The sequence below is a fragment of the Spirosoma pomorum genome, assembly GCF_054776615.1.
Genome location: NZ_BAAHBP010000021.1, coordinates 93765 through 105379, shown reverse-complemented (window position 1 = coordinate 105379; position 11615 = coordinate 93765). Strand labels below are relative to the sequence as shown.

11 protein-coding genes and 1 tRNA gene are annotated in these 11615 nt (G+C 52.8%); 6 read left to right on the top strand and 6 right to left on the bottom strand.

Translation table 11 applies throughout. From position 1 onward, the window contains the following. Positions 1 to 387: 387 nt before the first annotated feature. Both ACYVAD_RS12070 and folP read right to left on the bottom strand, forming a co-directional pair. Positions 388 to 460, bottom strand: a tRNA-Lys gene (locus ACYVAD_RS12070). Between the two features lie 79 nt (positions 461 to 539). Then, positions 540 to 1394, bottom strand: a complete 855-nt coding sequence (gene folP / locus ACYVAD_RS12065; RefSeq protein WP_461139747.1) for a dihydropteroate synthase — start codon at positions 1392 to 1394, stop codon at positions 540 to 542. 95 nt (positions 1395 to 1489) lie between these two features. Here folP and ACYVAD_RS12060 point away from each other — a divergent pair, with 95 nt between their 5' ends. The 3 genes from ACYVAD_RS12060 (at position 1490) to ACYVAD_RS12050 (ending at position 3909) form a co-directional block, all read left to right on the top strand. Then, on the top strand, positions 1490 to 2038 hold the full coding sequence (locus tag ACYVAD_RS12060) for a DUF1599 domain-containing protein (RefSeq protein ID WP_461139746.1): 549 nt from the start codon (positions 1490 to 1492) through the stop codon (positions 2036 to 2038). 86 nt (positions 2039 to 2124) lie between these two features. Continuing rightward, positions 2125 to 3282: a BT_3928 family protein gene (locus ACYVAD_RS12055; protein ID WP_461139745.1), complete on the top strand. Its 1158-nt coding sequence runs from the start codon at positions 2125 to 2127 to the stop codon at positions 3280 to 3282. Between the two features lie 120 nt (positions 3283 to 3402). Beyond that, the gene (locus ACYVAD_RS12050; protein WP_461139744.1) at positions 3403 to 3909 is read left to right on the top strand and encodes a shikimate kinase; all 507 of its coding nucleotides are present in this window, start codon (positions 3403 to 3405) and stop codon (positions 3907 to 3909) included. Between the two features lie 101 nt (positions 3910 to 4010). On the opposite strand, the gene ACYVAD_RS12045 is transcribed toward ACYVAD_RS12050, so the two are convergent. Both ACYVAD_RS12045 and ACYVAD_RS12040 read right to left on the bottom strand, forming a co-directional pair. Further along, positions 4011 to 5618 (bottom strand): hypothetical protein, encoded by a 1608-nt coding sequence (locus ACYVAD_RS12045; protein WP_461139743.1) that lies wholly within the window; start codon positions 5616 to 5618, stop codon positions 4011 to 4013. Positions 5619 to 5770: 152 nt separating this feature from the next. Beyond that, positions 5771 to 7072, bottom strand: a complete 1302-nt coding sequence (locus ACYVAD_RS12040) for a hypothetical protein (RefSeq protein WP_461139742.1) — start codon at positions 7070 to 7072, stop codon at positions 5771 to 5773. Between the two features lie 262 nt (positions 7073 to 7334). Here ACYVAD_RS12040 and proS point away from each other — a divergent pair, with 262 nt between their 5' ends. The 3 genes from proS to ACYVAD_RS12025 all read left to right on the top strand — a co-directional run bounded on the left by proS (position 7335) and on the right by ACYVAD_RS12025 (position 10172). Continuing rightward, positions 7335 to 8807, top strand: coding sequence for a proline--tRNA ligase (gene proS / locus ACYVAD_RS12035; protein ID WP_461139741.1), 1473 nt, complete (start codon positions 7335 to 7337; stop codon positions 8805 to 8807). A 238-nt stretch (positions 8808 to 9045) separates the two neighbouring features. Beyond that, complete coding sequence (locus ACYVAD_RS12030; protein WP_461139740.1) at positions 9046 to 9681, top strand: thioredoxin family protein; 636 nt, start codon at positions 9046 to 9048, stop codon at positions 9679 to 9681. A gap of 59 nt (positions 9682 to 9740) precedes the next feature. Then, on the top strand, positions 9741 to 10172 hold the full coding sequence (locus tag ACYVAD_RS12025; protein ID WP_461139739.1) for an FKBP-type peptidyl-prolyl cis-trans isomerase: 432 nt from the start codon (positions 9741 to 9743) through the stop codon (positions 10170 to 10172). Positions 10173 to 10268: 96 nt separating this feature from the next. On the opposite strand, the gene ACYVAD_RS12020 is transcribed toward ACYVAD_RS12025, so the two are convergent. Further along, positions 10269 to 10673, bottom strand: coding sequence for a hypothetical protein (locus ACYVAD_RS12020; protein WP_461139738.1), 405 nt, complete (start codon positions 10671 to 10673; stop codon positions 10269 to 10271). After that, positions 10654 to 11559: a hypothetical protein gene (locus ACYVAD_RS12015; RefSeq protein WP_461139737.1), complete on the bottom strand. Its 906-nt coding sequence runs from the start codon at positions 11557 to 11559 to the stop codon at positions 10654 to 10656. Before ACYVAD_RS12015 ends, ACYVAD_RS12020 begins: the two co-directional genes overlap by 20 nt. Positions 11560 to 11615: the final 56 nt, after the last annotated feature.

Below are 11615 nucleotides of genomic sequence, written 5' to 3'. Positions count from 1 at the left end.
GTGTTGGGTGAGGCTCTTGCTTTAAGCGATCTATTGACAGATTCGCAAAAAACAATAGCGTTTTTTGATAAAAGCTAAATTAATGAACAGCCCTGGCGGATACTCAGATCAGAAGATGATGGCCAGTTAACGAGCGTTTGTGATAAAGTCATGCAATATACTACTAAAAAAATTTGGTAAATGCAGGCATTATTAGAATTTAATAGCAAGTAGCACGAATTGTGAATTTGATTATATTTGTTCTTGGAAATGTAACAAAGAATAAATTGGCTTTATATAGCCTGAGTACGGAAATACCTGAGAATGCTCTTCTTGACGGGGGAGGAGAAATACCTAAATGCAGAAAAGGCCAAAAGCCGCTCTCAAGAGCGGCTTTTGGCCTTTTTGTGATCCGGCTGGGATTCGAACCCAGGACCCATACATTAAAAGTGTATTGCTCTACCAGCTGAGCTACCAGATCTTTTTCCGTCGCGAAAACGAGTCGTTGTCGTTTGGGATTGCAAAACTAGGAGTTCGTTTTTGTAAACGCAAGCGTTGATCTAAAAAAAAGTTAGTTGCTGCGTTAATTTGACTGCTTCTGCGGCTTCGAGGACATCGTGAACGCGCAGAATTGCTGCCCCTTTCAGCAGAGCTGCTGTGTTGAGAACGGTCGTGCCATTCAGGGCCTGATCAGCGGTGATTCCCAGTGTTTTCCAGATGGTTGCTTTGCGGGAAAGACCTACCAGGAGTGGCTCGTCAAATACCTGAAATTCGTCGAGGTGACTGAGTAGTTCAAAATTTTGTGCCGGTGTCTTGGCAAAACCGAATCCTGGGTCCAGAATGATATCTTTCTGGCCCATCGCCCGCAGTTCAGCGAGCCGGATCGCCAGTTCATCAATAACGTCGAGCGTTACGTTCTGGTAGGTCGTCATCGTCTGCATGGTCTGGGGGGTGCCGCGCATGTGCATGAGTACGTACGGAACGCCCAGTCCTGCGACGGTTTCGAACATCGCCGGGTCGAGCGTACCACCGGCGACATCGTTGACCAGGCAGGCGCCCGCCTTCACGGCCTGCCGGGCCACATCAGCCCGGAACGTATCGATGGACAGGAGCGCGTCCGGAAATTCGGCGAGAATGGCTTCGATGACGGGAAGAACCCGATCGGCTTCTTCGCCCGCTTCGACCGGTGCTGCCCCCGGTCGGGTTGAATACCCGCCAATGTCCAGAAACGTAGCGCCGTCGGCCAGCATCCGGGCGGCTGTTTCCAGACTAGTTTCGGTGGCGACCCGGCTCGTGGCAAAAAAAGAATCGGGCGTTACGTTCAGAATGCCCATGACGGCCGGCGCGGTATCCCCGTTCGCTAATTCGATGAGTCGCCCCCGGCAGTTCAGGGTTTTCTTCGTAGTTTTGTTCATCCATTTAATTTTATTATCCGTCAGCGGTGGTCATGCGAGACCGGTTATCCTGGTTGGAACAATCCGTGATACGCCATGACAATTTGGGTCAATCAATGACAGTAGCAAAAACGGAAACCGAATATCGGGACATCGTCCAGCGTTGCAAAAGTTTATTCCTTAAAAAAAATCAGGACTACGGCACGGCCTGGCGTATTCTTCGTCTGCCCAGCATTACCGATCAGCTGTTCATTAAAGCCCAGCGAATCCGGACGCTTCAGGAAACCGGAGTTAGCAAGGTTGGCGAGGGCGTAGAGCCTGAATTCGTGGGTATCGTTAATTACTGCGTAATGGCCCTGATTCAGCTTCAACTGCGGGAGGATACACGGACAGATATACCTACGAATGAGCTGGAAGCGCTCTACGACCAGCAGGTAGAACAGGTGATGAATTTGTTATTCGCTAAGAACCACGATTATGGCGAAGCCTGGCGATCGATGCGAATCAGCTCCATGACGGATATTATCCTGATGAAGCTGTTACGGACGAAGCAGATTGAAGACAACCAGGGGAACACGCTGGTGTCAGAAGGTGTTGACGCTAATTATATGGATATGATCAACTACGCCGTTTTCTGCTTAATTAAGATGCAGGCGGAGTCGTAGCGGTTGAGTGAACCGGCCCGTTGTTTGCCGCCCGCTGACCAGCCACCATAACAGTTCCTTTCGTCTGTTTCTTCGTACCCTTATTCATGCAAACTGCTGCTCCTGCTCCTAAAATCAAGACCGGTACCCAGCCGATGCTTATTGCCGCCCAGATCGCCCGAGTGCTGGTTGGCGTTGTGTTTATTTTCTCGGGTTTGATCAAACTGAACGATCCCGTTGGAACGCAGATCAAATTCGAAGAATACTTCGAAGTATTTGCGCAGGACCTGCCATTACTGCATGATTTTTTCATGGGGCTGGTGCCGTTCACGCTGGCGATGTCGGTCCTGTTCTGCGCGGCCGAAGTTATTCTGGGCGTAGCTTTGTTGGTGGGGTATAAACCTAAATTGACCGTCTGGCTGCTGTTCTTTCTGATCGCCTTTTTTACGTTCCTGACGTTTTATTCGGCCTATTTCAACCGGGTGACCGACTGCGGCTGTTTCGGGGACGCCATCAAGCTCAAGCCCTGGACGTCGTTTTATAAGGACGTGGTCCTGTCAGTGCTGATTCTGTTTATCATTGGCCACCGCAATCGACTTAAACCCCGGAAGACGGGTTGGGTCGTGGCGATTACCACCTTGCTAACGCTCGGGCTAGGTGTTTATGCCATTATGTTCCTGCCACCGGTTGACATGCTCCCTTATGCTGTTGGCAAAAGCATTCCGGCGGAGATGCAACCCTCTGAACCACTGCGGTACGAGTACATCATGGAGAAAGACGGCAAGACAGTAACGATGGATAAATACCCGACGGAGGCTGGCTATACGTTTAAAGAAATGGTGCTGGTTAATGAAAACGCCCGGCCTAAAATCACGGATTACCGAATCTGGACCGACGGGAGCGATCAGGAAAGTGACTTTACTCAGTCGTCTTTCCAGGGTAACAAGCTGTTCATTATCGTCAAAAACACCAATGATATTGATGCGGGGAGCATTCCCGCGATCCGGTCGCTGGTGGAAGGCCTCAAAGGGTATAGGGTGGCTACGTACATCCTGACGTCGACTAGTGACGCTGAGATACAGTCCTTCCGGAAGGAGTTTCAACTGGAGAACGTTCCCTATTACAAAGCTGACGCGACCGTGCTAAAAACGATAATGCGTTCGAACCCCGGTACCTGGCTGCTGAGTGACGGCGTCGTTCGCGGTAAATGGCATTACAACACAACCCCCGACGCGGAGGAGGTCAAGAAAATTGTGAATGAGTGAATGAGCGAATGACCGGGCCGCCGGTGCGGTGAATAGCTGGCGCAAGCTTATTATGCCGAATGGCTATTCACCGCACCGGCGGCCCGGTCATTCGCTCAATCGCTCATTCACTCATTGTGAATGAAAAACATCTTTCTGATTGGAATGCCGTCATCCGGCAAGAGTACGCTGGGGAAACGGATTGCGGATAGTCTACAGTGCCGATTTGTGGATACCGACAAGCTCATTGTGCGGGAGGAAGGTCGGTCCATTGCCGATATTTTTGCGCAATCCGGCGAAGCGTATTTCCGGGAGGCCGAACGTACTATACTGCGCACCATCCAGGCGGGCAACAGTCTGGTTATATCGACGGGTGGGGGAATGCCCTGCTTTCACGATAATATGACCTATATCAATGCCACAGGCGTTTCCGTCTTTCTGGATGTGCCGGTGGAGGTGCTGGCGCAGCGAATCGTTGATCACGCGCAGGGCGACCGGCCACACTATAATCATGCTGATCCCGAGCTGATAGACAGTCTCCGGAAGCGGTACGTCGATCGGCTTCCGTTCTACAGTCAGGCCAATGTAATTATAACGGGTGAAATCCAGGAAGACGAAATTTTACGTCGGATCGGGGAGTGGCTATAGTGGCTGATTTTCGGGAAGGAATTCGACATGACTTACTGCCTAGTAAAACAGACAAGGCCACCCAGTCAGGTGGCCTTGTCTGTTTTGACGTATAAACGCTACTAAAAGAATGTACCAACTGACAGACTTACGTTGGTGTTGCGATTGTTGGTCAACACCGTTGGGGTGTCACTATCAGCAGGAAGCGAGTAGGGCGTAAAGCCTGATTTGTAGGTCAGGTAGGCCCCCGACAGATCGGCGAAGAAGCGCTCGTTCCGAATACCAAGACCGGCGGTGATCAGCAGCTTGGCGCGGTCTGATGCCGGTACCCGGTCCAGGTTGAATTTATAGGCAGTGGGCAGGTAACCAACTCCGGCACGTAACCGCAGAATGCCTGCTCTGACTTCGGCACCGGCCCGCAGGTTGACAACGCTCTGGTACGTATCCTGCACCGCCTGACGAACGTCGTTCCGGAAAGCGGTGTTGTCGCCGGCCGACGAGAAGACCGACGTACGGACCCGCATGCCACCATACCCTACGTATTCGGCCGTGGCCGTAATGAAGCCGGATTTACCCAGAAAGAACGTAGCGCCCCCCGAAGCCCGCAGGGGTGTTTGCAACGTATAATCAAAGTTATCAGAAGGTGTTACCACATCGACGCTGCTGGGGGGCCTTCTGTTTATAAGGTTCGGATCGGAAGGCTGGGCAAAAATGGTTTGCGCGAAGGTTTCCCGCACACTGGTGAAGCTTGGCGTCGTTAACGCTGCGCCCAGTTGCAGCTCCGGCGCTACTTTATAAATCAGGCCCAGCGTAGCGTTGATACCCGTACCCGTGACCGTAAAGCGGTTGTTCTGGCCGTAGTTAAAGAATGTGTTGCCGCCAATCGGTAACTCCGTGAAAACGTATTCGGACGAGTAGCGCAGCCGCGTAATACCGATCGATCCACCGATGTAGAGTTTATCGTCCAGATTGCCCGCGTAGGCCAGTGTCCACTGCGAGTGAGCTCCTGACCGATTAAGGGTGGCCCGCTGCTCTTTTTGCGTGTTCGCATCACCCCGGGCGAAAGGGGCTGCGTAGATATCGTTTCCTTGGTTGTCTTTGCCAACGAATCGGGTTGGATCGATTATATAAAGCTGGTAGGCCGCAGCGGCAGCGGACCCTGCCTGGTTCAGATCAAAGTTATATAAATTGTCGATGCCCGGCCCCGTGTAGCCATTGGGGTAATCTGCATCGCCCGCGTTAGCAGCATTAACATACGTTTGAGCAATGGACGAGTTTGGGTTATTATTAACTCCCCGAGCACTCGTGTAGTCGTTAAAATTGAGCGATTGGGAATACGTAATGCCGAACGTTGATCGACGCCATCGTTGACCGCCATTGTCGCGCCCGGCCAGGATTAGGCCAAACTGACCAACGCTGAATTTGTCTTTTTGCCCGATCGTTTGCGTACCCAGAAAATTGCTCTGGTTGTTGATGCTATTCAACGTAGGAGTAATACTGAACTCCGACCGGTTGTAGAAACCCAGACCAGCGGGGTTACCCGCTACGTTACTGGCATCAGCGCCCAGGGCCGCGTGGTTCCCTCCAAGGGCCCGAAAACGAGCTGTACCGCTCAAAGTGAAGTCAGAATACCGGAACGCGTCATCGGCGTAATCCGTAGCGACCCCCTGCCCAAATGTTGCCTGGGCCATTAACAGCAAAAATGCTGTCGATAGAAAATGGTTTTTCATAAAGTTTGCCTAGTTCAGGGACGTATGTGTACTGCTTAGAGTAGTAGAAGGCTCATTCGTTTAATCGTGAGTCATCCCTTCGTTTTAGAAAACGAAAAACCCCGTCAATTGTAAGACATTGACGGGGTTTTTTTGTTTAAATCAGTTTAGGACTAGCGTGGACCACGGCCACCACCACCGCCCCCGCCAACTGAACCACCTCCACCACCGCGGCTACCGCCCCCGCTGAAGCCACCCGATGAGGGGGCACTGAAGCTAGGTTGGCTGTAGCTACGACTCTGGTTTTGATACGATGGCTGCTGGTACGTCTGCTGAGGAGACTGGTACGTGCGCTGGGGCTGTTGATACGTTTGCTGACTCTGGCTATATCCTGAACGAGCACCGCTACCGCTGTAGCCGCTGTTGTTCGACCGGCCACCGCGTGGTGATGAGTAGTAGGTATTGCCTGTTGCATTAGCGCCACTGCTATAAGCCGGTGCGCTGCTACCCGCCGTGTTATTGTCGTAGTAGTAATTACCACCCCGACTGCCTCCGCGTGGCGACGAATAGTTGCCGTTGGCACCCCGAACAACCGTCGCGCCTGAACCATTGGTGTACGTTGAGTTGCCCGCGGCACGACGCGCGCCTGAATTGTAGGTCCGGTTCGAGTTGTCGAAATCGTTGTTGTATCGACCCGAGCTCCGATTTGCCGTACCGTTGTACGTACGCGCATTCCGATAGGGATCGGCACCTACGATGGTTGGGTTGTTTACGTAAACGGGATTGCCGTAGTAGCCACCTCCATAATAACCGCCGTAGCCGAAGGGTGAGTAGAATGGGCTATACAGACCGCCGAGCGCATAGGAGCTGTAGAATGGATCATACAGACCGCCGTAGCCATAACCGAAGGGCGAGTTAAACGGACTGTACGCGTACGCACCATAACCAAATGGCGAGTAAAAAGAATTGTAGAACGGATTGCCGAAGCCAACGTTGAATCCGGTATAGCCTAGGCCAAGTCCCAGTCCTAGACTTGGGCCAAATCCGTTGTAGAAATTCCCCCAACGGTTCCAGCTAGACGCCGATGCAAGGCCCGAGTTATAGCCATTGCTGTACCCTGAGTTGTAATAGTCAGCGTCGTTCCAGCCTGGATCCGGCGATAACCCCCGTTTTAGTTTCCGGGTGCTCAAGTCTGAGTAATACTCATCCGTATTGCGGTCGTAACCCTGCTGATCTTCAATGTAGTCAGGGTTGGCGTTGCGATACGAGCGATTCTGGCGTTCGTACCGGTTGGCACGTGGCGCTACCGAGGCCACATCGGATGAGTTGCTGGCGTACACTTCAGCCGTGGCTGACGTGCCGTACAGGTCATCCGTTTCACCCGCGCTCTGCGCCGTCTTGAGACTGGAACTACAGCTCCAGAAACTCAAAAGGGCCGCCAGCGTCAGATAACGATATAGGGGCTGTTTATTCATCTGGTAAAGGATTTACACTATGTAAACGGTAGAGTATGTGCTCTTTGTCGGTTTCCTACTTATAAACACAGATTGGGAGCGATTGATTACAAAAATAAGAGAAAAACCTATCTTTGCAAGTCCTTATTCATTAGATTCCAATTAAGCCCGGAAGGTTTAAACGCAAGCAGGAAAAAAGTTAATATCTCTTAAAAAAAGCAGCCCGGTTTGCTGCTATAGTCCCGTTGCGTTTCCGCTGGCTCGCTTCTTTCTCTCTGTACCCATGGCCAAAGCAATTCCATCCCGTAGCGAAAACTACTCCGAATGGTATAACGAACTCATCAAACGCGCCGATCTGGCCGAAAACTCTGCCGTACGCGGTTGTATGGTAATCAAGCCGTATGGCTTCTCTATCTGGGAAAAAATGCAGCGCGCCCTGGACGATATGTTCAAGGAAACAGGCCACTCCAACGCCTATTTCCCGCTGTTTATCCCCAAATCATACCTCAGCAAAGAAGCGTCGCATGTGGAAGGCTTTGCGAAAGAATGCGCCGTGGTAACTCACTACCGGCTGAAGAATGCCGAGGATGGCTCCGGCGTCATTGTGGATCCGGAAGCCAAGCTCGAAGAGGAATTAATTGTCCGCCCCACATCGGAAACAGTCATCTGGAGTACGTATAAAAACTGGATTCAGTCGTACCGTGATCTGCCCCTGTTAATTAATCAGTGGGCCAACGTTGTGCGCTGGGAAATGCGCACGCGGATATTCCTGCGCACATCGGAATTCCTGTGGCAGGAAGGCCATACTGCCCACGCTACTTCGGAAGAAGCGCAGGCCGAAACCCGCCAGATGCTGGACATTTACGCCCGTTTTGCCGAAGAATGGATGGCCGTTCCGGTAGTAAGGGGCACGAAAACGGCGAATGAGCGCTTTGCCGGTGCCGATGATACGTTGTGCATTGAAGCCATGATGCAGGACGGGAAAGCACTCCAGGCAGGGACCTCGCACTTCCTGGGGCAGAACTTTGCCAAAGCGTTTGATGTGCAGTTCCTCAACAAACAGAATCAACTGGATTACGTCTGGGGAACTTCCTGGGGCGTTAGCACCCGGTTGATGGGCGCGCTGATTATGGCGCACTCGGACGACGACGGGCTGGTACTGCCGCCAAAACTGGCTCCAATCCAAGTGGTCATCGTACCCATCTACCGGACCGACGAACAACTGGACGCTATTTCGGCGAAAGTGAAACCGCTGATTCAGGAATTGCGGAAATCGGGCATTTCGGTGAAATATGACGATTCGGATGCGAACAAGCCCGGCTGGAAGTTTGCCGAGTATGAATTACGCGGTGTACCCGTTCGATTGGCAATGGGAGCTCGTGATCTGGAAAACGGTACGGTTGAAATTGCCCGGCGCGACCTGAAAACGAAGGAAACAGTTGCGTTCGACGGCCTGACGGAACGTATTCTGGCGCTGCTCGACGATATTCAACGGACGATCTACGAAAAAGCCTTTGCCTTTCGGCAGGAGAACACCTTCAAGGTCGACACGCGGGAACAGTTCGAGGAGCAGATCGAAAAAGGCGGCTTTCTGCTGGCGCACTGGGATGGTACGTCCGAAACAGAAGAGGCCATCAAAGAAGCGACCAAAGCGACCATCCGCTGTATTCCTTTCGATCAGGAACCCGAAGAAGGCATTGACTTCTTCTCGGGGAAACCATCGAAGGGTCGGGTTGTCTTTGCCCGCGCTTACTAACGCGCGGCTACTAAATAATTAGGAAACGGAGTCAGTCGGGGGAGTGGTGCTTGCTGGTGCCATTCCCCCGACTGGTTTAGGACGAACGGGCTTTCCCTCAGCAGGCCTCACGAGCGTTTGAAGACTGTTGAGGGAAAGTCCGGTTTACGTCTTACGTCGTTGGGCCGGTTTTCTGGCTATCGACGCGAACAAAAGACCGGCCGCATCCTGTTGTCGTGATGAATACAAACGCATCCTCATGACAGTACCTTCTCCGCTCATTACGTCCGATCTCATTACGTCGGCGCTTACCTACGAACAGTACGTCGCCCTGTCGACCGAGCGGTTGGCGCAGGGCCGGACAACCTCCGACGAAGCGAATTATAATACGCCCGATATCCTGGGGTACGCGAAGTTAAATCTGGCGCGTATGAGTCGGCTTGACCGGCAGGTAACCCTGCTGCCCGAGGTGACGGCTGCGCTGGCGCAGGTTCCAGAATCGTGGATCTGGCTGGTGCTGACCGAATCGTGGTGTGGGGATGCCGCCCAGAGCGTACCCGTGCTCCACCAGATGGCTTTGGCCTCGTCCCAGATTGAGATTCGGTTCCTACTGCGGGACAAAAACCCGGCGGTGATGAACGCCTACCTAACGAACGGCGGAAAATCGATTCCCAAACTGATCTGCTTACGTAAGGCGAACCTGTCGCGGGAACTGGGAACCTGGGGGCCACGTCCGGCCGAGTTGCAGTCGCTGATGAATGACTGGAAGGTCGAACAGGTTCCGTTTCAGGAGGTTGTTGAACGGGCGCAACGCTGGTACAATACCGATCGGACGATGTCCATTCAGCGTGAACTTTTGACCCTTGTTACAAGTTGGTCAGAAGTTAGCGTGTAGTCTGGTTTTAGCCGGAGTTTCCGGTACTTTTGAGCCACGCTAACCAAACCAACGAACTTATGGCACAAGCAAAATCCGGTGACACCGTTCAGGTGCACTACACCGGTACCCTAACCGATGGGACTATCTTCGATTCGTCCGTGGGACGTACTCCGCTGGAATTTACGGTAGGTAGCGGACAAGTCATCAAAGGCTTCGACGATGGTGTGGCCGGTATGAACCAGGGGGAGAAAAAAACGATAAACATTCCCGTTGAGGATGCATATGGTCCGGCTAATGAAGAGATGATCTTTACGCTAAACCGCTCGGACATTCCGGCCGATATTCCGCTGGAAGTAGGGGGTACGCTGAATATGCACGAAGATGGAAATCCCCGTCCCATTCCGGTCATCGTCCGGGATCTGACGGAGACAACCGTAACCCTCGACGCAAACCACCCGCTGGCGGGCCAGGAGCTTATCTTTGAGGTAGAACTGGTTGGCGTTAAATAGTCCGTTTACTGAAGGGCGAAAGCTAGAAAGAGCGAACGTGCGTTTTGCAGTGATCACTGTCAAGTTCGCACGTTCACTCTTTCTAGCTTTCGCTTTTTAGTTTTCATCCTGTCCCGCCAGCAGGTCGTTCAGCTCGCGGAGCACGGTTTCGATACCGCGCAGGTTGGCGCGCGCCACGTAGGAGGCCAACGCTACCGTAATAGCACCGATGTTGAGCGCCGTGTTGATTGTCTGAAGATGTTTCAGGCTGGTCTGCGCCTGCTCCATCGCTTGCTGAAGCCGGGCGATGATGTCAGCGGCATCCTTAAACGCCGGGCGAACGGCGGATGTATGTAAGTCCTGCGCCCGGTTCAGCAGACTACTCTGGTAGGCATTAAGATCGAGGTGCTGCTCGACCGAAAGATCGGGCCAGTGGCTAACCTGAAACTCGTTTAGCGCCCGGGCAATGCTCAGGTAACCATTGGCTAACACCACCAGCTGTTCAGGGGTAAAGTCTTCCATAAACCGGTTTAAGTTGTTCCAGATCGGCCTGGAGTTGATTCAGGTTAGCTACGTAGGTAGTTAAGGCAAGTAGGACATCCCGACGTTTTAGCTCGCGACGCTGGCGGTATAACTCGTCGTACCCCATCTGCAGCGTACGTAAACCCTTCACGTACGTGAGCACAGATTGCTGAGTCTGGTTGATGGTCGTCAAGGTGCGAAGCCATTGCTGGGCCAGCTCATACTTTTCGGAATAACCCAGTTTCGGATCGCGAATCAGCCGATTCTTGTACGAATTGTATTGCTGCTCCCGACTGATCGCAACTACGTCGGCCAGTCGGTTGTAGGCAAAGAGTTCAACCGCCAGCAGGCGCTGCATATCAGGGTAGCTGTTTTCCAGGAAGGCCACTAGTTTCTGCCGTCGGTACGTGCTGGTGGCTGCTGCCGCGATCTGATTGACAATCCGATTAAACGCCAGCACCTCATCGGCGGTGAGTTGGACCCGTGAGTTTTTGAGGTAACTCTCGAAACTCGGTGACCGAAGCTGAATGGGGACAAAATCCTTACCGGTCGTTGACAGATTATGCAATGTCTGAAAATACGCCTGCATCAGTTCGCGGCCGCTCTGGGTGAGACTATCGGCCAGCCGGTAGGAGCGAAGCGAATCCTGCCGGACCCGGTCCACAAAATCGATCCCAATAACCGGGGTTTTCGCGAAGGGGTGACGATCAAGGGAGTCGGTCTGCGTTCGGTTGCGATACACGGACGAGAACGTCGCGGGGAGGGAAGATCCCTGCTGAACGGTCTTGACGGCCGAGGAACTGAACGTATCAACTGATCTGAGATTGACGCAGCCAGTCAGCCAACTACTGCCGAGGGTAATAAACAACAGGACGTAGTTTCGCATAAGTCAGCAGGGAATCGTCGGAAGTTAAGCGACGGTTGGGTCAAATCGTGCTTCTG